This window comes from Micromonospora sp. KC721 (assembly GCF_004348355.1).
In the GTDB taxonomy this organism is placed as follows: Bacteria; Actinomycetota; Actinomycetes; order Mycobacteriales; family Micromonosporaceae; genus Micromonospora.
Map to the genome: position 1 here is coordinate 1 of NZ_SMJY01000019.1, position 21,816 is coordinate 21,816.

The 21,816-nt window shown below is 71.7% G+C and carries 22 protein-coding genes and 1 tRNA gene; 13 read left to right on the top strand and 10 right to left on the bottom strand.

Annotated features, from left to right (window positions below; genetic code table 11):
• Together E1182_RS05720 and E1182_RS05725 are read left to right on the top strand one after the other, a co-directional pair.
• The coding region (locus E1182_RS05720; RefSeq protein ID WP_132261621.1) for a PASTA domain-containing protein at positions 1–406 on the top strand (406 nt) is incomplete at its 5' end.
• A 139-nt stretch (positions 407–545) separates the two neighbouring features.
• Complete coding sequence (locus E1182_RS05725) at positions 546–1,268, top strand: PASTA domain-containing protein (protein WP_132261624.1); 723 nt, start codon at positions 546–548, stop codon at positions 1,266–1,268.
• A gap of 7 nt (positions 1,269–1,275) precedes the next feature.
• On the opposite strand, the gene E1182_RS05730 is transcribed toward E1182_RS05725, so the two are convergent.
• Both E1182_RS05730 and E1182_RS05735 read right to left on the bottom strand, forming a co-directional pair.
• Positions 1,276–1,797: a hypothetical protein gene (locus E1182_RS05730; protein ID WP_132261627.1), complete on the bottom strand. Its 522-nt coding sequence runs from the start codon at positions 1,795–1,797 to the stop codon at positions 1,276–1,278.
• Positions 1,798–1,899: 102 nt separating this feature from the next.
• A complete protein-coding gene (locus E1182_RS05735; RefSeq protein WP_132261630.1) occupies positions 1,900–2,187 on the bottom strand; it encodes a hypothetical protein in 288 nt (95 codons plus the stop codon).
• A 625-nt stretch (positions 2,188–2,812) separates the two neighbouring features.
• Between E1182_RS05735 and E1182_RS05740 the strand changes: the two genes are divergently transcribed.
• The 3 genes from E1182_RS05740 to E1182_RS05750 all read left to right on the top strand — a co-directional run bounded on the left by E1182_RS05740 (position 2,813) and on the right by E1182_RS05750 (position 4,432).
• Positions 2,813–3,694, top strand: coding sequence for a helix-turn-helix transcriptional regulator (locus E1182_RS05740; protein ID WP_132261632.1), 882 nt, complete (start codon positions 2,813–2,815; stop codon positions 3,692–3,694).
• Positions 3,664–3,885 carry a DUF397 domain-containing protein gene (locus E1182_RS05745; protein ID WP_132261635.1) on the top strand — a complete coding sequence of 74 codons (222 nt, stop codon included), beginning with the start codon at positions 3,664–3,666 and terminating at the stop codon, positions 3,883–3,885. Before E1182_RS05740 ends, E1182_RS05745 begins: the two co-directional genes overlap by 31 nt.
• 142 nt (positions 3,886–4,027) lie before the next feature.
• The gene (locus E1182_RS05750) at positions 4,028–4,432 is read left to right on the top strand and encodes a hypothetical protein (RefSeq protein ID WP_132261637.1); all 405 of its coding nucleotides are present in this window, start codon (positions 4,028–4,030) and stop codon (positions 4,430–4,432) included.
• Here the strand turns inward: E1182_RS05750 and E1182_RS05755 are convergent.
• Positions 4,400–5,017 (bottom strand): hypothetical protein, encoded by a 618-nt coding sequence (locus E1182_RS05755; protein ID WP_132261639.1) that lies wholly within the window; start codon positions 5,015–5,017, stop codon positions 4,400–4,402. The genes E1182_RS05750 and E1182_RS05755 overlap by 33 nt on opposite strands.
• Before the next feature lie 217 nt (positions 5,018–5,234).
• Here E1182_RS05755 and E1182_RS05760 point away from each other — a divergent pair, with 217 nt between their 5' ends.
• The gene (locus E1182_RS05760) at positions 5,235–7,106 is read left to right on the top strand and encodes a S8 family serine peptidase (RefSeq protein ID WP_132261642.1); all 1,872 of its coding nucleotides are present in this window, start codon (positions 5,235–5,237) and stop codon (positions 7,104–7,106) included.
• 63 nt (positions 7,107–7,169) lie between these two features.
• Here E1182_RS05760 and E1182_RS05765 read toward each other — a convergent pair whose 3' ends face one another.
• The 3 genes from E1182_RS05765 to E1182_RS05775 all read right to left on the bottom strand — a co-directional run bounded on the left by E1182_RS05765 (position 7,170) and on the right by E1182_RS05775 (position 9,258).
• Positions 7,170–7,976, bottom strand: a complete 807-nt coding sequence (locus E1182_RS05765; RefSeq protein ID WP_132261644.1) for a WecB/TagA/CpsF family glycosyltransferase — start codon at positions 7,974–7,976, stop codon at positions 7,170–7,172.
• Positions 7,973–9,046 (bottom strand): NAD-dependent epimerase/dehydratase family protein, encoded by a 1,074-nt coding sequence (locus E1182_RS05770; protein ID WP_132261647.1) that lies wholly within the window; start codon positions 9,044–9,046, stop codon positions 7,973–7,975. Before E1182_RS05770 ends, E1182_RS05765 begins: the two co-directional genes overlap by 4 nt.
• A gap of 126 nt (positions 9,047–9,172) precedes the next feature.
• A tRNA-Leu gene (locus tag E1182_RS05775) sits at positions 9,173–9,258 on the bottom strand.
• A gap of 223 nt (positions 9,259–9,481) precedes the next feature.
• Between E1182_RS05775 and E1182_RS05780 the strand changes: the two genes are divergently transcribed.
• Genes E1182_RS05780 through pknB form a run of 7 tightly spaced genes read left to right on the top strand, consistent with a single transcriptional unit; the run spans position 9,482 to position 18,454 of the window.
• On the top strand, positions 9,482–10,273 hold the full coding sequence (locus E1182_RS05780) for a DUF3662 and FHA domain-containing protein (protein ID WP_132261649.1): 792 nt from the start codon (positions 9,482–9,484) through the stop codon (positions 10,271–10,273).
• Between the two features lie 6 nt (positions 10,274–10,279).
• Positions 10,280–10,765, top strand: coding sequence for an FHA domain-containing protein (locus E1182_RS05785; RefSeq protein ID WP_132261651.1), 486 nt, complete (start codon positions 10,280–10,282; stop codon positions 10,763–10,765).
• On the top strand, positions 10,762–12,195 hold the full coding sequence (locus E1182_RS05790; RefSeq protein ID WP_132261654.1) for a PP2C family serine/threonine-protein phosphatase: 1,434 nt from the start codon (positions 10,762–10,764) through the stop codon (positions 12,193–12,195). The genes E1182_RS05785 and E1182_RS05790 overlap by 4 nt, the downstream gene beginning before the upstream one ends.
• A gap of 29 nt (positions 12,196–12,224) precedes the next feature.
• The gene (locus E1182_RS05795) at positions 12,225–13,718 is read left to right on the top strand and encodes an FtsW/RodA/SpoVE family cell cycle protein (RefSeq protein WP_132261657.1); all 1,494 of its coding nucleotides are present in this window, start codon (positions 12,225–12,227) and stop codon (positions 13,716–13,718) included.
• Positions 13,715–15,220 (top strand): penicillin-binding protein 2, encoded by a 1,506-nt coding sequence (locus E1182_RS05800; RefSeq protein WP_132261659.1) that lies wholly within the window; start codon positions 13,715–13,717, stop codon positions 15,218–15,220. Before E1182_RS05795 ends, E1182_RS05800 begins: the two co-directional genes overlap by 4 nt.
• A 1-nt stretch (position 15,221) precedes the next feature.
• Complete coding sequence (locus tag E1182_RS05805; RefSeq protein WP_132261661.1) at positions 15,222–16,649, top strand: serine/threonine-protein kinase; 1,428 nt, start codon at positions 15,222–15,224, stop codon at positions 16,647–16,649.
• Positions 16,646–18,454, top strand: coding sequence for a Stk1 family PASTA domain-containing Ser/Thr kinase (pknB, locus tag E1182_RS05810; protein WP_132261663.1), 1,809 nt, complete (start codon positions 16,646–16,648; stop codon positions 18,452–18,454). Before E1182_RS05805 ends, pknB begins: the two co-directional genes overlap by 4 nt.
• A 192-nt stretch (positions 18,455–18,646) precedes the next feature.
• Here pknB and E1182_RS05815 read toward each other — a convergent pair whose 3' ends face one another.
• Genes E1182_RS05815 through E1182_RS05830 form a run of 4 tightly spaced genes read right to left on the bottom strand, consistent with a single transcriptional unit; the run spans position 18,647 to position 21,718 of the window.
• Entirely contained in the window at positions 18,647–19,297 is a 651-nt protein-coding gene (locus E1182_RS05815; protein WP_132261665.1) for an aminodeoxychorismate/anthranilate synthase component II, read from the bottom strand.
• 5 nt (positions 19,298–19,302) lie between these two features.
• Positions 19,303–19,593: a hypothetical protein gene (locus E1182_RS05820; RefSeq protein ID WP_132261667.1), complete on the bottom strand. Its 291-nt coding sequence runs from the start codon at positions 19,591–19,593 to the stop codon at positions 19,303–19,305.
• Between the two features lie 5 nt (positions 19,594–19,598).
• Complete coding sequence (locus E1182_RS05825; RefSeq protein WP_132261670.1) at positions 19,599–20,915, bottom strand: class E sortase; 1,317 nt, start codon at positions 20,913–20,915, stop codon at positions 19,599–19,601.
• The gene (locus tag E1182_RS05830; protein ID WP_132261672.1) at positions 20,912–21,718 is read right to left on the bottom strand and encodes a DUF881 domain-containing protein; all 807 of its coding nucleotides are present in this window, start codon (positions 21,716–21,718) and stop codon (positions 20,912–20,914) included. The genes E1182_RS05825 and E1182_RS05830 overlap by 4 nt, the downstream gene beginning before the upstream one ends.
• Between the last annotated feature and the right edge of the window lie 98 nt (positions 21,719–21,816).

The following is a 21,816-nucleotide window of genomic DNA, read 5'->3' on the forward strand; positions in this document are numbered from 1 at the left end:
CCGCCCCTCCGCCGGTCCCACCGGTGGTCCCACCGTGCCGGACGTCGTTGGTGCCGACTTCGAGAAGGCCCGCGACGAACTGCGCGACCGGAAACTGGGCTGGCGGTTCATCTTCGGTACCGGAAACGGACGCGAGGTGGTGCGGACCGTGCCGGCGGCGGACGCGCCGGTGACCCGGGGAACCACCGTCCAGGTGTACGTGGCGGGTCCGGCGCCGCAGGTCGAGGTGCCGGACCTCGACGACGAGGACTGCGCCGACGTCGCCAGGGAACTGGGTGAGCTGGGCCTCTACCCCCGCTATCCGAGCGGGCGTGCCGGCACGGTCAGCGCCCAGGATCCGCTGGCCGGCGCCACCGCGCGCTGGAACGACCAGGTCTCCGTCACCTGCACGCCGGAGCAGGACTGACCGCGCTGCCCAACCGATTGCGACGTGGCGGCCGCCACCAGCCGGGCGGCACGGCGCGCTGATCCCGGCGGATGGTGACCTGGCCCGTTACCGTGAACGGGCGAGGCCACGACGCCTGCCCGTCGGGAGGGGACGCGCGATGAGCGACGACCGCCAGGAGCCACTCCCCGACGACGCGACGCGGCGGCTGCCGCGGCCGGGCGACGCCACCGCCCGGCAGGAACCGGTGGACGCGACGCGGCCGCTTCCGCCGGCCGACGCCACCCCGTCCGAGCCGACGACCCCGGCCGTCTGGTCGGGCCGGGCCGGTGTGCCGACGCCGCGACCGCCCGATCATGTCGAACCGGTCTGGTACGGCGAGGAGCAGCCCGGACGCCGCTGGTGGACCCCGATCCTGCTCGGGATCCTGGCCCTGCTTCTCTTCGCCGCCCTGGCAGCCGGTGTCTGGCTGGCGCTGCGCGCCACCGACGAGCGGAACGAGGTTCCGACCCCGCCCCCCGCGCCGACCAGCGCGCCGGTGACCACGGCCGCGCCGACCAGCGTCGCGCCGAGCAGCGCACCGGCCAGCACCGCATCGACCACCGAGGCCGTCCAGGTGCCGATGCCGCCCCTGGTCGGGCTGCCCAGGGCGACGGCCGAGCGGATCCTGCAGCGGCTCGACCTGTCGTACCGGGTCGAGACCCGGGAGTCGTCCGGGCAGGTGCCGGGCACGGTGGTCGAGACCGACCCGGAGGCCGGCGCGCCGGTACAACCCGGCGAGGAGGTGACCCTGGTGGTCGCCGGAGCGCCGTCCCCACCCCCGTCCCCGTCCACCGGTGCGCCGCCGGAGCCGACCACCGGGGCGACGACCGCGACGCCCTGACCGCCGTTCACCATCGCCGGCGTCTGCTGCCCACCACGGCCAACCCGACCAGCGAGGCGATCAACCCGAGCGATCCGGCCCAGAACAGTGACCGGCTGAGTGCCTGCCGCTGGTCGATCGCGGATCGTCGTGCCGGTGCCCCGGCGACGGCCTCCTCGCCCCCGCCGGCGCCCGGCTCGATGCCGCTGGTTCGGGATGCGCCGGCGACCGGACCACCGACGACACCCGGTCCGGTGTCGGCTCCGGGCCGGATGCCATCGGGTGGGACGTGGGCCGGGACGTCGTGGTGACCGTTGTCGGAGGCGACCGGGTCGTCCGCGATGCCGAGGCGCTCGCTGTCGGGCGGGTCCTCGACGACGGTGATCTCGGGCGCCGGGACCGGTTCGGTCAGCCGGGTCGCCGACTCGGCCGGGTACCGCACCAGCACGACGAGCGTGAGGGCGGCACCGGCCAGCGCCAACAGAGCGAAGGTGTAACCGGTACGGGATCTGTGGTTCCGCCGCGCGGCGGGCATCTCGAGCATGGCCATCCCAGGTTCAGGGTCCGGGACGCGCGGGGTGGTGACTCTCGCCGGGGTGGGCGTACCGAGTCTATGGCGACGGCACGCCTCCCGGCGGGATAACGGCGGAGCTCAGCCCACCGCGACCGGCGCACGGTTGAGCGGCCGCCGGGGCCGTACGGTGGGTGCCGGTCGCGGCGCGGGCGCCGCCTGGAGGGTCCGCAGGCCGGCCTGCTGGACGAAGATCGACCGCCGGCTGACCGCGTCCCCCGCCGCGTTCAACTCGTAGCCGTCGAGCCAGAGCCAACCGTCGTAGGTCGGCCAGTCGAGTACCCGGATGACCCGGAACCTGATGGGCCGGATGAACTGGACACTCGCCGCGCGAGTCACGTGCAGTACGTCACCGGAGCGGGGAAGCACATGGGCTCCTGGGGAGGAATGGCCGGCGTCGGCGCCGACCGAATCGATCAGAGGGAGGGTTGGTGCGGGCCCATGACCGGGTGGTGCCCGGTGGGCCGGTGGAAGCTGGTGCTGGTCGGGCCGTGCTCTGCTGGTGGCGGATCGCCACCCGACCAGCACCCGGTTGCTCCCGGGCGTCGTGCCCGTCGCCGCAGCCCACGAAGGCGTACGGCGGCGGATGCCTACCCCGGGGCAGGTTCCGTGGCGATCGGCGTGGGCCGCCCGACCGGCTCGCCGCCGGTGGGTTCGCCACGGCGGGAGATCGTCCGGAGACGGTGAGTGACCCGAGCCATACGGACAGAGTGCATCAGGGTCGTGCGACATGCAAGTTGCACGTCGACTTTTGCCGATAGGTGAGCGTGACACGTGAACAAGGCGCTTGAAGACGTCGACCCCGGAGCGGCAGACTGGACGCCGGTTTCGCCCGACGCGGCCGGTCGACGACCGGCACCACCCCCTGCCGCGAACGATCGCCCGCCATCCGGTCGCGCCCTCGGCGGGTGTCGACGCAGGCGCGAGCGACCGGAGGTAACCGGGTGAGCGCGAGGAAGCAGGGTTCCCGTCCCGCGACCCGCGGAGCTGCGCGGTGAGCGAGCGGCGCAGCCCCACGATCCGGCGACGGCGGCTGGGCGCGGAACTGCGCCGGCAGCGCGAGAGCGCCGGGATCACCATCGAGGCCGTCGCCGAGCAGCTCGAATGCTCCGCCTCGAAGATCTCCCGGATCGAGACCGGTCACACCTCCGCCACGCCCCGCGACGTGCGGGACATGCTGCGGATCTACGGCGTGGTCGGCGCGGAGAGCGACGAACTTGTACAGATCGCCCGGGAGGCCCGCCAGAAGGGGTGGTGGCACCCGTACAGCACGGTGCTGGTCGGGGCGTACGTCGGGCTGGAGGCGGCAGCCAGCTCGATCAGGGCGTACGAGCAACAGGTGGTGCCGGGCCTGCTGGAGACCGAGGAGTACGCCAGCGCGATGATCCGGGCGGCCCGCCCGGACTTCACCGCCGACCAGGTGCAACAACGGGTGCGTGTCCGTCTGGGGCGTCAGTCGTTGTTGACCCAGGACGATCCGGTCGATCTGTGGGTGGTGCTCGACGAGGCGGTGCTGAGTCGGCCGGTGGGTGGCGACGAGGTCATGCGTGGTCAACTCAGACGGCTGGTGGAGGTGGCCGAACTGCCGAACGTGACGATGCAGGTCCTGCCCTTCGAGGTGGGTGCGCATGCCGGCATGGACGGCACGTTCACCATTCTCAGCTTCCCAGAATCCGGTGATCCCGATGTCGTGTACGCGGAGAACGCCACGGGTGGGCTCTTCCTGGAGAAGAGCGACGAACTTCAGAAGTACAGTTTCATCTTCGATCACATTCGGGCAGCGGCCATTCGCCCGGAGGAATCCATAGCTCACATCGCAAAACTGGCAGAGGAGCCGCTGTGGAAATGGCGACCAAGGAGTACCCCGTGGACCTGACGCAGGCGACGTGGTTCAAGAGCTCGAAGAGCGGGCCGAACTGCGACAACTGCGTCGAGGTGGCGTACGTGACGGGGGCGGTCGGGGTTCGGGACTCGAAGGACAAGACGGGCCCGGCCCTGGTCTTCGCTTCGGGCGACTGGCACGCCTTCGTCGCCGGCGCGCGGAGCGGCGCGTTCATCACACACTGACCAACGCAGCGTGGCGTTGAGACGGGCCGGCCGGGATCTCCCGGCCGGCCCGTCGCCACATCCGTCCCGTCTCGTTGAACCCCTCGTACGGCGCTGGTCGACCGCACCAGGGATCGGCAACCGAGCGAGGCAGGCGAGACGGATGACGACGATCGGTTCAGACAACCTCACCAACGGCCCCGGGAAGACCGAGCGGTTCGGCGGCAAGTACCGCGGCGCGCGCCGGGACACCGTGCTGACGGAGGTCGTGTCCTCCGACCCCGAGATCGGCGGACGGGATTCCGGCCCCGCCGCGTCCGAACCGGTCGGGCCGCTGTCGTTGCCCTCGCTCGACCCGAACCCGCTCACCGAGCCGTCGTTCCCGCCGACCGGCTGGCCGATCGGCACCAGCGACTCGCTGGTCGACCACCCGCTGCTGCGCGGCCTGCTGTTGGAGTTGCCGCCCAGGGGCAGCGTCCCACCGCCGGGCTGGCTGGACCGCTGGTTCGAGGCGACCCGGGCGATCCTCGAACTGCTATACGTGCAGGGCTCCAGCCGGTCGCGCTGACCCCGGCGCCGTCGCCAGCGTCAGGGCCGGCGGCAATGCCCGCTCGGCGAGGCGGTTGTGCCGGAGCGCGTGGCGTACCCCGATCGCGATGACCACCAGCGCGCCGACCGTGATGGCCGGGCCGGTCCTGCCCGGGCCGGCGGTGAGATCGACCCCGACGGTCGCCAGCAGCGGCGGCACCGTGGCCAGGGCCGTCACCTGCACCGGCAGGACGATCAGCGGGTGCGCCGCGGTCGCCCGCAGGCCGTACGGCGCGGGGGTGTCGGGGGCGGTTGCCAGGGCCTGCGCGCCGCGGCGCAGCCGACGGGCGCGGCGTACCGCGCAGACCGCGACCACGATCCCGGGTACGGCCGCCACCGTCACGCCCGCCGCGGCCCGGTCGGCGAGGGTGTCGCCGGTGCTCGCCAGGTCGGTCAGGAGCACCGCCGCGGTCGCGCCGAGGCCGGTCAGGGTCAGGGCGAGCAGCCATCCGGTACGCCGACGCAGCGCCCGCGCGCGATCCAACCGGGGCAGTCCGTCCGCCACTATTCCGGCGGCCAGCCACACCACGGCGATCGGGGCCAGGACGACGAGCTGACTCTCCATACCGGACAGCTTTTCCCTTCTTCGACGTCGGCGAATCCGGGGAGGCCCCCGGTCGGACCCGGACCGGCGTCCCGTAGGGGATCCATCCCGTCGGTGTTATGGACCAACCGGCATCTGGGCGGATGCCCTTCCAGCCGCCACCCTCTAGGCATCGGCATTCATTGATCCGCCCGACCGTGGCGGGCGACCGTGGGTGACCGGTCGAAGGAGGTAGAGGATGTCTCTCGTACACAGATCCGTGCTCGTCGGGGTGGCCGCTCTGGCGATGGCCGCGGCCGCCGCACCGGCGGCGGCGGCCGAGCCGGTCGGGGCGATCCGCGCCGCGGGTGGCCCCACCGCCGTGGTGGACAGCTACATCGTCGTCCTGAAGGACAGCGCCGTCGCCCGCAGCCGGGTCGGCGACACCGCGCGGAAACTGGCCGGTCGGCATGGCGGCAGCGTCGCCCGCACCTACGCCGCGGCGCTGCGCGGCTTCGAGGTACGGATGGACGCGCGGGCCGCCGCCCGCCTCGCCGCCGACCCCAGCGTGGCGTACGTCGAGCAGAACCACACCGTCTCGATCGCTGGTACGCAGACCAACCCGCCGTCCTGGGGCCTGGACCGGATCGACCAGCGGAACCTGCCGCTGAACAGCTCGTACACGTACCCGAACACGGCGAGCAACGTGACGTCGTACATCATCGACACCGGCATCCGGACGACGCACTCGGACTTCGGCAGCCGGGCGACCTGGGGCACCAACACCGCCGACAGCAACAACACCGACTGCAACGGTCACGGCACGCACGTTGCCGGCACCGTCGGCGGCGCGGCGTACGGCGTCGCCAAGGCGACCCGGCTGGTGGCCGTCAAGGTGCTCAACTGCCAGGGCAGCGGCACCAACGCCGGGGTCATCGCCGGCATCGACTGGGTCACCGCGAACGCGGTCAAGCCCGCCGTCGCCAACATGAGCCTGGGCGGCGGGGCGAGCACGGCCACCGACAACGCGGTGATCAACTCGATCAATTCCGGCATCACCTACGCCGTCGCCGCCGGCAACGGCAACTCCGTGGGCGTCCGGCAGAACGCCTGCAACTACTCCCCGGCCCGGGCCGCGCCGGCCATCACCGTCGGCGCCACCCAGAACAACGACGCCGCCGGGAGCTTCTCCAACTTCGGCACCTGCGTGGACATCCTGGCGCCGGGCGTGAACATCACGTCCGCCTGGCACACCAACGACACCGCGACCAACACGATCAGCGGCACCTCGATGGCGTCACCGCACGTCGCCGGGGTCGCGGCCCTGGTGCTCTCGGCCAACCCGTCGTGGACCCCGCAACAGATCCGGGACTACCTGGTCAACAACGCCACCCCGGACGTGGTCACGAACGTGGGCACCGGTACCCCGAACCGGCTGCTCTACGTGGTGAACGGCGACACCCCGCCGCCGACCAACGACTTCTCGGTCTCGGTGTCGCCGACCTCCGGCTCGACCGCGCCGGGCGGTTCGGTCACCGCCACCGTGGCGACCGCCACCACCAACGGCGCCGCCCAGTCGGTGAGCCTGTCGGCCAGCGGGCTGCCCGCCGGTGCGACCGCCTCGTTCAGCCCGGCCACGGTCACCTCCGGCGGGTCGTCGACGCTCACCATCTCCACCTCGGCGAGCACGCCGGCCGGCACGTACCCGGTGACCGTGACCGGCACCGCCACCTCCGGCACCCGGACCGCGACGTACTCGTTGACCGTCACCGGCACCAGCACCGGCTGCACGGGCAGCAACGGCACGGACGTGGCGATCCCGGACGGCGGCTCGGCGGTCTCCAGCGCGATCGTGATCGCCGGGTGCGCCCGCAACGCGTCGGCGACCTCCGCGGTCGCGGTGGACATCGTCCACACCTACCGCGGTGACCTGGTTATCGACCTGATCGCCCCGGACGGCTCGGCGTACCGGCTGAAGAACAGCAGCATCTTCGACGGCGCCGACAACATCAACACCACGTACAGCGTGAACCTGTCCGGTGAGGCGGCGGACGGCACCTGGCGCCTCCAGGTGCGTGACGTCTACTCCGGCGACACCGGCCACATCAACACCTGGACGCTGACGCTCTGACACCCGGGTACGACGAGGCCCCTTCCGCCGTCGGGCGGAGGGGGCCTCGGTGTGGGTACCGGATCAGACCGCGAAGGTCGACGGGCGCTCGGTGGCCGGGGCCGGCGGCCGGGCCTTCCACACGCCGGTCTTCTGCGCGGCGAGCCGGGCCAGGTAGGCGGGGTTGAGGATGACGTACCGGCGCCAGAGCCGCTTCGGCTCCAGACCCAGCCGCCAGAACCACTCCAACCCGGCCCGCTGCATCCACGGCGGCGGCTGCTTCAGCAGGCCGGCGTGGTAGTCGAAGGCCGCGCCGACCGCCATCAGCGGCATGTCGAGCAGCGGTCGCATGGCGTACGTGAAGACCTCCTGGCGCGGGCAGCCGAGCCCGACCAGAACGAGCCGGGCGCCGCTGGCCCTGATCCGGTCGGCGATCTCGACGTCCTCCCCGGGGCGGACCGCGCGGAACTTCGACGGCTCCACTCCGGCGATCTTGAGGCCGGGGAACTTCCGCTCCAGCGCCGGGATGAGCCGGGCCAGCGTCTCCTCGGTGGAGCCGTAGAGGTAGACCGGCAGGCCCTCCTCGGCGAAGCGGTTGAGGACGTGCAGGGTGAGCAGCGGGCCGTAGACCCGGTCGGTGAGCCCGGCGTGGTGCAGCAGGTTGAGCGCCCAGCGCACCGGCTGCCCGTCCGGGGTGACCACGTCGAAGGAGTTCAGCCGGGCGTTGTGCGCCGGGTCGAGCACCCCGGTCATCACCCCGTGCACAGCCAGCGCGGTCAGCGCCAGCGGCCGGCGTTCCCGGGCCGCCGCGACCACCTGCTCGGTCGCCGAGGCGTAGTCGGTGGCGTCGACCAGGACGCCGAGGACGTTGCGCTTGCCCTGTCCGCTCATGCCTGTGGCACCCACTTGTCGACGTTGGCCTCGTAGATCTCCCGCATGATCATCGGTACGTCGTAGACCTGCTTCCAGTCCGGGTAGTCGGCCTGGAACGCCTCGTTCGAGCCGATCCACCACTTGTGGTCGCCGACCCGGTTCGCCTCGACGTACTCGGTGATCATCTCGTGGCCGGTGATCTGCTCGGCCAGGATGATGGCCTCCCGCATGGAGGTGTTGGAGTGCCGGCCGCCGCCGAGGTTGTAGACCGCTGCCGAGCGGGGGGCACGGAAGAACGCCTCGAAGGCCGAGACCACGTCCGAGCTGTGGATGGCGTCCCGGACCTGCTTGCCCTGCCAGCCGTAGATCTTGTACGTGCGACGTTCCATGTTGGCCCGCACGACGTACCCGAGGAAGCCGTGCAGTTCGGTGGCGGAGTGCGCCGGGCCGGTCAGCGTGCCGCCCCGGAAGCAGGCGGTGCGCATGTCGAAGTAGCGGCCGTACTCCTGCACCATGACGTCCGCGGCGACCTTCGAGGCGCCGAAGATCGAGTGCAGGCAGGAGTCGATGGACATGTCCTCCCGGATGCCCTGCTCGTACGGGTGCCCCGGTTCGATCTCCCAGCGGGTCTCCAACTCCACGAAGGGCAGGCTGTTCGGCCGGTCGCCGTAGACCTTGTTCGTCGAGCAGTGAATCACCGGCGCCTCGACGCAGTGTTCCCGCACGTTCTGCAGGATGTTGAGGGTGCCGCCGGCGTTGACGTCGAAGTCGGTGAACGGATCGCGGACCGCCCAGTCGTGCGACGGCTGCGCGGCGGTGTGGATCACCACGGCGATGTCCTGGCCGTACCGGGCGAAGAGCGTCGCCAGCGCGTCCCGGTCGCGGATGTCGATGCTGTGGTGCGCGTACGCCGACCCCAGCTCGTCGGTCAGTCGCCGGACGTTCCACGCGGTCGACGCCTCGGCGCCGAAGAACTCCTGCCGCATGTCGTTGTCGATGCCGACCACGTCCAGGCCGAGACCGGCGAAGTGCCGGACCGCCTCGGAACCGATCAGACCGCCCGACCCGGTCACCAACGCGACACTCACACGCCACTCCTCAGTAGGAGGCTGGGAAACCACCGGAGCATAGCGTGACGTCCGGCACGCCCCGATACGTCCGCTCGGCTCCCGACACACAACAAGGGCCCCGCACTCGCGGAGCCCTTATCGATCTGGTGGGGAAGGGGGGAGTTGAACCCCCACGCCCTTTCGGGCACACGGACCTGAACCGTGCGCGTCTGCCATTCCGCCACTTCCCCGTGGCTTTGACCTCGAACACTGTAGCCGGTGCCGAGCCCGCTGTCGTGAGCGGGGCCGGAGATCGGCGTGCCCTCCGTCGTGCCCCGATCGGCTACGCTCCGTGGAGCGGTCACCGTTCGCGGCGGACGAAACAGTAGCACGTCCGAGGCACTACCGGAGAACGGGCCGCCACGAGGCCGCCGAGCGGCGCGCGAGCTGCATGCGCGCCGGACGGATACCATCATGTCCTCGGGACCCGAGGAGGAGCCGGTGAGCGTGCTGCAACGCTTCGAGAAGCGATTGGAAGGCCTGGTGGAAGGGGCCTTCGCCAAGGTCTTCAAAGGGGTGGTCCACCCCGTGGAGATCCTCAACGCCATGCAGCGGGAGGCCGAGGCGCACAAGGCCATCCTGGCTGGTGGGCGCACGTTGGTGCCGAACCGCTACGTGATCGATCTCTCGCCCTACGACCACAGCCGTCTCGCGCCGTACGCCGCCGCGCTGGCCCAGGAGTTGGCCCAGTCCCAGGCGGAGTTCATCGGCGAGCAGGCCTGGACGGTCTACGGCGACGTGATCGTCGAGATCGAGCGCGGCGAGGGGCTGGACACCGGCATGTTCCGGGTCACCGCCGAGGTCTACACCGGTGGCGAGGTGGCACCGGTCTCCGCGCCCGGCGGCTACGACGCCGGCCCGCCGGCGTACCCGTCGTACGACCAGGGCGGCGGCTACGGCCCGCCCCCCGGGCACGGCGCCGGCCGAAACATCCGCCTGGTCTCCGGCGACGGCCGCACCTACCCGCTGCAGATGGGCTCGACGGTGATCGGTCGTGGCGACCAGGCGAACCTGCGCCTGCCCGACGTCGGAATCTCCCGGCGACACGCCCGGCTGGACTTCGACGGCGGGCAGGTCGTGCTGACCGACCTCGGGTCGACCAACGGCACCATGGTCAACGGTCAGCGGGTCTCCGCGGTCGCCCTCAACCCCGGCGACATGATCCAGCTCGGCACCACCACCCTGACCTTCCGCGTGGACGGCTGACCCGCCTTGCCGGAACTCGTGATCACCGTCGCCCGGTTCGGGTTTCTCATCCTGCTGTGGGTCTTCGTGTTCACGGTGGTCGGCGTGATCCGCCGTGACCTCTTCGCAGGAGCTCGGTCGGGCCGGCTGGTGGCTGCGCCACGGGGGGTCGGCGCCACGACGCAGCAGGCGGGGAAGCCGGCGAAGGCGAAGCGGGGCAGGGCCGCGCACCAGTTGGTCGTCACCGCCGGGCAGCTCGCCGGCACCCGGATCACCCTGGGTGAGGCGCAGATCACCATCGGTCGGGCCGAGGACTCCACCCTCGTGATCACGGACGACTACGCCTCAGCCCGGCATGCTCGGTTGGTGCCCCGCGACGGCCAGTGGTTCGTCGAGGACCTCGGATCGACTAACGGCACGTACCTGGATCGCGCTAAGGTCACCGGACCGACCCCCGTCCCCCTCGGCGTGCCGATCCGTATCGGCCGCACTTCCCTCGAATTACGGCCATGACTCTGACCCTGCGCTACGCGGCCCACAGCGACCGCGGTCTGATCCGTGACGGAAACCAGGACTCCGTCTACGCCGGGCCGCGGCTTCTCGCCGTCGCCGACGGCATGGGCGGCATGGCCGCCGGTGACGTCGCCAGCAACATCGTCATCGGCGCCATGGCACCGCTCGACGAGGACGTCCCCGGGGACGCTCTCGTCGACGCGCTGCGCCAGGCCGTCGGCACCGCCAATCAGCAGCTCCGCGACACCGTGGACGCCAACCCGCAGCTGGAGGGGATGGGCACCACGCTCACTGCCACCCTCTTCTCCGGCAGCAAGCTCGGTATGGTCCACATCGGTGATTCCCGGGCCTACCTGCTGCGCAACGGCGAGTTCGCGCAGATCACCAAGGACGACACCTACGTCCAGATGCTCGTGGACGAGGGGCGGATCAGCGCCGAGGAGGCGAGCAGCCATCCCCAGCGTTCGCTGCTCACCCGCGCCCTCGACGGCCGGGACATCGACCCGGAGTACAGCGTCCGCCAGGTGCTGCCCGGCGACCGGTACCTGATCTGCAGCGACGGCCTCTCCGGTGTGGTCAGCGCGGACACCATCGCCGACACGATGCGGGAGTACGCCGACCCGCAGCAGTGCGTCGAGCGCCTGGTGCAGCTCGCGCTGCGTGGCGGTGGACCGGACAACATCACGGTGATCATCGCGGACGCCACCGACCAGGACATCGTCGAAGCCGCTCCGATCGTGGGCGGTGCCGCCTCGCGGGACCGCGGCATGGCCACCTCCGCCGACGGGTCCACTCCGGCAGCCCGCGCCTCCGCGCTCTCCGCCCCGCGCCCGCCCGTGCCCGAGGACGACGACCCGGCGGCCAAGGACGACGAGCCGGACCGACCGCGTCGCCGGCCGTTGCGCACCCTGGCGATGCTGCTGGCGCTGCTGGTCATCCTCGGCGGTGGCGTCTTCGCCGGCTGGAGCTACACCCAACGGCAGTACTACGTCGGGGCGACCGAGGAGGGGCAGTTGGCGGTCTTCCGCGGGGTGCCCGGCCAGGTCGCCGGCCTCGACCTCTCCGAGGTGCACTCGAAGAGCCAGGCCCGGCTGGACGACCTGACCCTCGCCGCCCAGGAGCAGGTCAAGCAGGGTATCCAGGCCAAGAACGAACCGGACGCGCAGCGCCAGCTGGCCGAGTTGACCAACGACGACCCGACCAATCCCAACCTCAAGCCGATCTGCCCGCCGAGCCCGGGCATGTTGGTCACCGCCTCCCCTGTCGCCCAGCCCAGCAACACACCGACCCCGGGAGCGACGGCGAGCCCCAGACCGGCCGGCAGCCCCACGCCCCTGGCCACCGTCACCCCGACCACCACTCCCGACGTCTCGGCCTCCGACGCCGCCCCGCCTGCCGCGGACCCGGCCGGCTGCCGGTCGCCTGAGTGAACGTCGGCTGAGAGCCCGAGGACCGATCCGTGACCGCAGCGGCCGTACCGGCAGCCTCGCCCGCCACGACGGGCGAGCAGCCCGGCGTACGCCTGGCCCGGTCCCGGCGCAACTCGGAGCTGTCCCTGCTGCTGCTGGCGATGGTGCTGGTGGCGGCGTACGGGGCGATCGTCGAGGCGAACATGCTCGACACGGTCACCCCCGACTTCTGGATGCCGGCCGCGGTGCTGACCGTGCTCTTTCTCGGCCTGCACCTGGCGGTCCGCTTCCTCGCGCCGTTCGCCGACCCGGTGCTGCTGCCGGCGGTGGCGCTGCTCAACGGTCTCGGTGTGGGCTTCCTGCGCCGGCTCGACCTGGCCAAGGCGGCCCCGGCCGAACGGGAGACCCTGGCCATCTTCGCCGGCACCGGCGGTCGCCAGCTCGCCTGGACGCTCGCCTCGGTGGTGCTGGCCGCCGGGCTGCTCGCCCTGATCCGCGACCACCGCGCGGTCTCCCGGTACGCGTACACCCTGGGCCTGGCCGGCATCGTGCTGGTGATGATCCCGGCGGTGCTGCCCGGCCGGTTCTCCGAACAGAACGGTGCCAAGCTGTGGATCAAGTTCGGCGACAGTTTCTCGATCCAGCCCGGTGAGTTCGCGAAGCTGGCGCTGCTGGTCTTCTTCGCCTACTACCTGGTCCGCAAGCGCGAGGTGCTGTCGCTGGCCAGCCGCCGGTTCCTCGGCATCGACTTCCCCCGCGGCCGCGACCTCGGCCCCGTGGTGGTGGTCTGGCTGATCAGCCTCCTGGTGCTGGTCTTCGAGAAGGACCTGGGCACCTCGCTGCTGTACTTCGGCATGTTCGTGGTGACCCTGTACATCGCCACCGAACGGGTCAGTTGGTTGCTGATCGGTCTGGTCCTCTTCTTCGGCGGGGCCTACCTCGCCTACGTGCTCGGCAGCACGATCGGTGGACCGTTCGCGAACTTCTACGACCGGGCCGAGATCTGGCTGGACCCGTTCGCCGAGCCGCACGACCGGGGCTACCAGCTCGTGCAGGGGCTGCTCGCGCTCGGTACCGGGGGCCTGTTCGGTGCCGGGCCGGGCGACGGCCAGCCCGGCCTGCTGCCCGAGGTGTCGAACGACTTCATCTTCGCGGGCATCGGCGAGGAGATCGGGCTCTTCGGCCTCTCCGCGCTACTGGTGATCTACCTGCTGATCGTCGAGCGGGGGCTGCGGGCGGCCCTGGCGGTCCGGGACTCGTTCGGCAAGCTGCTGGCCGGTGGCCTGGCGTTCACCCTCGGGCTCCAGGTCTTCGTGATCGTCGGCGGGATCAGCAAGCTCATCCCGCTGACCGGGCAGACCACGCCGTTCCTCTCCGCCGGTGGCTCGTCGCTGATGGCGAACTGGCTGCTCATCGCCGTGCTGCTCCGGGTCTCCGACGCCGCGCGCCGCCCGGTGACGCAGGCCCGAGGCCCCGCGGCCCGCCCCGGCGGCGGCCCGCCGGAGCAGCTGCATGGCGCCCCCACGGAGGTGATCCGCCCGTGAACGCGCCCCTGCGCCGCGTCGGCGTCGTCGTCATGGTCCTGTTCGGCCTGCTCTTCGCGAACCTCAACTGGATCCAGGCCTACAAGGCCGACGAGTACCGCAACAGCGACTACAACGGTCGGGTCCAGGTGGCCGAGTACGAGCGCCGACGCGGCAACATCGAGGCCGGCGGCACCGCCTTCGCCACCAGCAAGGAGACCGACGGCAAGCTGCGCTACCAGCGCACCTACCCCGGCGGGGCGAAGTACGCGCACGTGCTCGGCTACAAGCCGGTCAACCTCGCCGACACCGGCATCGAGCGGACGGAGAACGACTTCCTCGCCGGCACCAGCGACGCGCTGATCGCCAGCCGGATCAAGGACATGCTCACCGGGGACGAGACCGGTGGCGGCAATGTGTTGCTGACCCTCTCCAAGCGCGCCCAGGACACCGCGTACGACCAGCTGCGCAACAACCGCAACGGGGTGAAGAAGGGCGCGGCGATCGCCATCGACCCGCGGACCGGCGCGGTGCAGGCGCTGGTCTCGATGCCCAGCTTCGACCCGAACCCGCTGGCGAGCCACGACACCGGGGCGGCCAGTGCCGCGTACAACAAGCTGGAGGCCGACCCGGATCGGCCGCTGACGAACCGGGCGCTGGCGGAGACCCTGCCGCCCGGCTCCACCTTCAAGATCGTGGTGGCGGCGGCGGCCCTGGAGAACGGGGTCACCAAGGAGACCCAGATCCCGGCCGGCGCGAGCTGGACGCCACCGACCTCCGGCACGCCGATCCGCAACGCCGCCGCGTCGATCTGCCCCGAATCCCAGGTCACCCTGATGGATGCGGTCACCGAGTCGTGCAACACCGGGTTCGCGCAGCTCGGCGTTCGGCTCGGCGCCGACAAGCTCAAGGAGAAGGCCCGCCAGTTCGGCTTCGAGCAGGACGATCTGACCGTCGGCCAACTCAACGCTGACGGATCGTCCGTGGCGCCCAGCCGGACGGGTGCCATGCAGGCGCCGGGCGGGGAGACCGACCCGGCGGCGCTGGCGCAGTCCTCGATCGGGCAGCGGGACGTCAAGATGACCCCGTTGCAGGGCGCGCTGATCGCCGCGGCGGTCGCCAACGACGGCAAGCAGATGCGGCCGTATCTGGTCAAGCAGCTCCTCGGCCCGGACCGCACCAGCAACTACTACAACGCCGACCCCCGCGAGCTGCGCCGGCCGGTCAGCAGCCAGGTCGCGTCGGACCTGCGGGACATGATGGTCTCCGTGGTGGAGAACGGCACCGGCGAGAGTGCGAACTTCGACGGCTACACCGTCGGCGGCAAGACCGGCACCGCCCAGTCGGGCCCGGACACCCCCGACCACGGCTGGTTCATCGGGTTCGCCCTCGACCGCAACGGCACTCCGGTCTCCGCGGTCTGTGTGCTGCTGGAGGAGGCGGGCAGCGGCGGCAGCCGCGAGGCCGCCCGGATCGGCGGCCGGATCATGCAGGCGGCCGTCGCCGACTCCGGGGGCCGCTGACATGCTCTCTCCCGGTGTGCAGCTCGGCAACCGATACCGTCTCGACGAGCGGATCGCCAGCGGTGGCATGGGTGACGTCTGGCGCGGCACCGACCAGGTGCTCGGCCGCACGGTGGCGGTGAAGAGCCTGCTCCCGGCGTTGCTGGACGAGCCGGGCTTCGCCGAGCGGTTCCGTGGCGAGGCGCGGACCATGGCCACCATCAACCACCCCGGCGTGGTCGACGTCTACGACTTCGGCAACGACCAGCAGATCGCCTTCCTGGTGATGGAGTACGTCGAGGGCGACCCCCTCTCGGCGACGCTGAGCCGGCACGGTCGGCTCACCCCGGCACGGACCATGGCCCTGGTGGCCCAGGCCGCCGAAGCTCTGCACGCGGCCCACGAGAAGGGCATCGTGCACCGTGACGTGAAGCCGGGCAACCTGCTCGTCCGGCCGAACGGGACGCTGGTGCTGACCGACTTCGGCATCGCCCGCTCCGACCTCGTCGGCCAGCTCACCGCCGCCGGCTCGGTGCTCGGCACCGCGTCGTACATCTCGCCGGAGCAGGCCACCGGCGCGGTGGCCACTCCCGCCTCCGACGTGTACGCCCTCGGCGTCGTCGCGTACCAGTGTCTGGCCGGCCGCCGTCCCTTCGAGGGGGACAACCCCCTGGAGATCGCCATGCAGCACGTCCGGGACGCTCCCCGGCCGCTGCCCGGCGACATTCCACCCCAGGTGAAGGCGATCGTCGAGCGGGCGATGGCCAAGGACCCGGCGCACCGCTGGCCGAGCGCCGCCGCGCTGGCCTCGGTGGCCCGGCAGGCGAAGGCCGCCCTCTCCCAGCAGGCCCGCAACGGCGGGGCCGTCCGCCCGATCTCGGCCGCGCCGTCCTCGCCCGCCGGCCCGGCCGCGCGGGCACAGGTCTCCGCCGTGCCGGCCTCGCCGGCCGCCCCGGTGGCCCGGGCCCAGGTTCCGACCGCCTCCCGCCAGCATCAGCAGCCCCGCCCGGCGGCGGCCGGACAGGCCCGCCCGATGGCCACCGCACGGCAGCCGCAGTCGCCCGCGGTGGCGCAGCGTCCGCCGAGCCCGGCCGCGCCGCGGACGACTCCGCGTGGCGCCGCGGCGGTGCCGCCGGCTGCCACCCGGCCCGACCGTCCCGTCGGGTACGCCCGGCAGCCGGTCCGGACCTCCGTACCGGTGCGTCGTTCCAGGTCGGGCGCGGTGACCATCGCCATCCTGCTGGCCGTACTGGTTCTGGTCTGCTCAGGCGTGATTACCTACAGGGCGCGGGTGAGCGGCTTCAGTGCGCCCGTCCCGCCCAGCGTGACGGCCGGCGCGCTGAGCGCCGGCGGACGCGACGATCCGGCCCGGACGTCGTACCGTCGAATGGTGTGGCTCCGACCGGGTGGCGGCGAGACGACGACGAGCGAAGGACGACGAACGCGATGACAGCCCAGGCCCGCCTGCTCGGTGGCAGGTACCAGGTCGGCGAGCTGCTCGGCTACGGCGGCATGGCGGAGGTGCATCGCGGACGGGACCTCCGGCTGGGCCGGGACGTCGCGATCAAGATGCTCCGCGCCGACCTGGCGCGGGACGCCACCTTCCAGATGCGCTTCCGGCGGGAGGCGCAGAACGCCGCCTCGCTGAACCACCCGGCGATCGTCGCCGTCTACGACACCGGCGAGGAGACCGCGCCGACCGGCGAGACCCTGCCGTTCATCGTCATGGAGTTCGTCAACGGCCGGACGCTGAAGGAGGTCCTCGGCGTCGAGGGGCGGCTCCAGCCGCGCCGGGCGCTGGAGATCTGCGCCGACATGTGCGCGGCGCTGGAGTTCAGCCACCGGCACGGCATCATCCACCGGGACATCAAGCCGGGCAACGTGATGCTCACCCAGACCGGCCAGGTCAAGGTGATGGACTTCGGCATCGCCCGGGCGTTGGCCAGCGGCGCCACCACGATGACCCAGACCAGCGCGGTCATCGGCACCGCCCAGTACCTCTCCCCGGAGCAGGCGCGCGGTGAGGCCGTCGACGCCCGCTCCGACGTGTACGCCGCCGGTTGTGTGCTCTTCGAGCTGGTCTGCGGGCATCCGCCGTTCGTCGGCGACAGCCCGGTCAGCGTCGCGTACCAGCACGTGCGGGAGGCCCCGCCGACGCCGAGCGACATCAACCCGGACGTCAACCCGGCGGTCGACGCGATCGTGCTGAAGGCGCTGTCGAAGAACCCGCTGAACCGCTACCAGAGCGCCGGTGAGATGCGCGCCGACCTGCTCCGGGCTGCCGCCGGCCGCCCGGTGCTGGCCACCCCGGTCATGCCGCAGGACGAGACGGCGCAGATGGCGCCCTCCGGCTCCGGGTACCCGACCCAGGTGGTCGGTGCCCCACCCACCCGGCAGGTGCCGGCCCGGGTCGGCGACCCGCAGCGCCGCCGCCGGTCCTCGTGGGCGATCGCGGCGTTCGCCGCGCTCGGTGTGCTGGCGGTGATCGCGCTGGTGGCGGCCCTGCTGATGCAGGACCGCGATCCGGAGCCGGTGCAGGTGCCGGACCTCGCCGGCCAGGACCGGGCGGCTGCCTTCGCGCAGATCCAGAGCGCCGGCCTGGTGCCGGTGGCCGGCGAGCAGGTCTTCAACTCCACCTGCAAGAAGGGCACCGTCGCCGACCAGAACCCGAAGCCGGGCGGCGCGGTCGAGCCGAACAGCCAGGTGACGGTCAACATCTGTGGCGGCAAACCCGAGGTGACCATTCCCGACGGGTTGGAGGGCAGCAAGCTGGACAGCGCCCAGTCCCGGCTTGAGGGATTGAAGTTGCCCGTCAAGGTCGACGAAGTGGACAGCCCTGAACCCGAGGGCATCGTCCTCAAGGTCTCCCCCAAGGAGGGGCAGCAGGTGCAGGAGGGCACCACGGTCACCCTGACGGTCTCCAGGGGCAACGTGCGCGAGGTGCCGAACGTCGTCGGCCTCAGCCAGGAGGAGGCGACCCGAACGTTGCAGAACGCCGGCTTTAAGGTGCGCGTCGACCTCGGTGAAGAGGTGCCGGCGGCCGAGGCCGGGAAGGTGCTCAGCCAGGATCCGAAGGGTGGCAGTAAAAAGACCCGGAACAGCACGATCACGATCGAGGTCAGCGTTCCTGAGGCCTCGGATCCCACGCAGTCGCCGAGCCCGACGCCGAGCGCGTCGACCCCGAGTCCGGGCGACGGCGGTGGCGGGGGCCTGATCTTCCCGACCGACCCCGCGGGCCGCCGCTCCGACGACTGACCGCTCGTGGTCACGCCGCAGAGCCCGGTCCGAACGGACCGGGCTCTGCGGCGTGAGCGGATGGTTGGCGTCGGCGATTTGCGGCATGTCGGGGTATCCGAACGGCTGGATGTCCCACATGCCGCAACCAAAGTCGATCACCACGTTCGCCGGGTGTGACGGACCGACCGGTGCGGGACGGGGCGGCTGGCGTCAGCTGACGGCGAACGCGGCCAGCCGGCGGGCGTCCACCTCGGCGGCGAGTTCCGGGGCGCGTTCCAGCGCCTCGCGGTGACCGCACGCGGCCAGCCAGTTCGCCAGCATCAGGTGGCCGCCCTCGGTGAGCACCGACTCCGGGTGGAACTGCACACCCTCGATCGGCAGCGTCCGGTGCCGCATCGCCATCACCACGCCGGAACCCGTCCAGCCGGTGACCTCCAGCTCGTCGGGAAGCGTCTCGGGAAGCACGGCGAGCGAGTGGTAGCGGGTCGCGGTGAACGGGTCGGGCAGGCCGGCAAGCACCCCGACGTCGTGGTGGCGGACCTCCGAGGTCTTGCCGTGCAGCAGCTCGGGGGCGCGCGCCACGGTCGCCCCGAACGCCTCCCCGATCGCCTGGTGGCCCAGGCAGACACCGAAGATCGGCAGCTCACCGGCGTACCGCCGGATCACGTCCAGGCAGATGCCGGCCCGGTCCGGACTGCCCGGGCCGGGGGAGAGCAGGATGCCGGCCGCGTCGAGGCGGCCGACGTCGGCCACGTCGATCTCGTCGTTGCGCCGGACCTCGCAGTCGACCCCGAGCTGACCGAGGTACTGCACCAGGTTGAACACGAACGAGTCGTAGTTGTCGATGACCAGGACACGCATGGGGCTCACTCGTTCGGAGAGGGGGGTGGGGTGTTGTTCCGTTCCGTGTCGTACGGCAGGTCGTGCCCGTCGCCGGGGTTCTCCACCCCGGCCGGCCCGGAACCGTCGCCGTCACCGCCGGGCACGCCCTGGTCGTTCTGGGTCACCTGGACGTCGTCGAAGGGCGTGACCAGCGGCTCCGCCCAGGGGAACACCACGTACCAGAGCAGGGCGACCGCAGCGGCGGCGATCAGCAGCGAGCCGGTGAGCTTGCCGGCCAGACCGAAGGGCAGCTTGCGCCAGATCCAGGCGTACATGGCCGTCAGCCCCCCAGCGTCTTCGGCCGGCCCTCGGACTTGGCCAAGGTCTCCGCCAGCTCGGCGTGCACGATCAGCCGCTGGTAGTTGTCGAACTTCGGGTTGCAGGTGGTCAGGGTGAGCAGCCGCTTCGGTTTCCCCCCGTTGAGCGGCAACGGCTGCGCGGACACCACCTCGACCTGGTCCGGCCGGACGATGCGGCTCTTGACCACCTTGTAGACGTACCAGCTGTTCTTGGTCTCGACCACGATGTCGTCGCCGTCGACCAGCTCGTCCAGCCGCCAGAAGGTGGCGCGGTTGCGGTGCCCGGCGACCGAGAAGTTGCCCACCTCACCCGGCATGGCGCTTTTCGGGTAGTGGCCGGGGGCGAACCGGATGTCCTTCTGGCTGACCCCCTCCACCACCACCCAGTTCTTGTCCAGCTTCGGGATGTAGAGCCCGGCCAGCGGTTTGCCGTCGACCGGCGGCTTCGGCTTGGGCGTCGGCCCGCCGGTCGGGGCCACCGTCGGATCCCCGCTCGGCCCCCACGCCTCGGCGAGTTGGCTGCTCAGGTCACCCTGGTGAGCGTCGACGATGGCCGACTTCCCCCAGATCTCGTACCCGGCGAAGAGGAGTACGACCAGGCCGAACGTGATCAGCAGCTCGCCGCTGATCCTGACCCCGGTGCGCAGGCGGGAGGCGAAGGTGGGGCGGGTCAGCTCCGAGTAGACGCTGCGGTAGCCCTCGCCGGTCTGCTCGGGGCGGAGCTGCACCACCCGCTCGCCCCGACGCGGCTGGACCGGCTCGGTGGCGGTGTCGCCAGGGGTGGTGCCGTCGCGCGGAGGGACCGGGGGCACCGCGCCCATCAGTGCCGTCGAATCCAGCGGTGGGCGGCCGGTCACCGCCGGCAGGACGGTGGTGGCCGCCGGATCGGGACGGTCGTCGGCCGGGAGCGGCAGGCCCGGACGTCGGTCGCCGGGGCCGGCGGTGGGCCGCTGGGGCGTACGGTCGCCGAGTCGGGGAAGGAACGCGGTCGGCGCGTCCGTGCCGGACCGCGGGCGTACCTCGGGTGACGGTTGCGGTGCGGCGGCTGGTCGCACCCCCGGCCAGGCTGGCGGCGCCGGACGGGCCGCAGCGAGGCCCGGCTGGGTCGGCGCGAGGCCCGGGTGGGTCGGCGCGTCGGTGGAGGCCGGGGAGCAGGTCGGCAGCGCCGGGTCGGGCCACGGGCCGGCGGAGCCGGGACGGGTCGGAGCCGAGGACTGTGAGGTGTCGACCGTCGGGATGAACGCCGTCGCGTCGTCGCTTTGGTCGCGGTGACGCGCGTCCCGCCCGTCGGAGGTCATCGGGGCACCGTCGCGGACCGCAGAGCGGTCGAGTCCTCGAATGCGGGTACGGTGACCGTGGAGACCTTCTCGGTGTAACCGAGCTGCCAGTGGTCGGCCTCCTGCTTGAACACCTGGACCCCCTGCGAGTCGGCGAGAGCCCGTTGGAGGGCGGCGGGATCACCGATTGCTACGATCTTGAATGGTGGGGAGTACACCCGGCCGTGCAGCAGCAGGGTGTTACCTACGCAGCGTACCGCGCTGGTGGAGAGCACGCGGACGTTCATGATTGACATCGCCTCCGCACCGCCGGCCCACAGCGCGTTGACGACCGCCTGGACGTCGCCCTGGTGGACGACCAGGTCGTCGTTGGTGGCACCTTTGGGCAGACTGCCGTCGGGGCGGCCCGGCGCGTCGTTGAGTTCGACGGTCACGCCGGGGCCGGTGAGGGCGGTGAAACCGGCGGCCTGCTCGGAGGCCCGAGCCCGGGCCCGTTCGGCGGAGATCGGGCCGTCGGTGTCGCCCAGGGCGGCGGTCTGCTCCTCCACCTCGGCGCGGAGTCGGGCGGCGCGCAGCTCGCTGGAATCGACCCGTTCGCGGCGGTCCTCGATGAGCTGGGTGAGCTGTGGGCGCCGGTCCTCCCGCAGGGTGGTGCCGTCGGCGGTGGTGGCGCTGGTGGTGAAGAGCAGCCCGGCCGCGGCGGCGATCAACGGCACCCCGATCGACCAGCCGGGTCGCCGCTGACGCGGGCGCCGTGGCAGGAACACGGCGGCGGCCCGCCGCATGGCCTTCTGCCAGGACGCCGCGCCAGATGTGTACTCCACCGAGCGTTCCCTCCGAGTCTGGTTCGTGCCCGCCACGGCGCGGATCGGCGTGTTCGCCGGAGCAATCCTGTTCTTTTCGGTCACTCCGCGCACTGGTC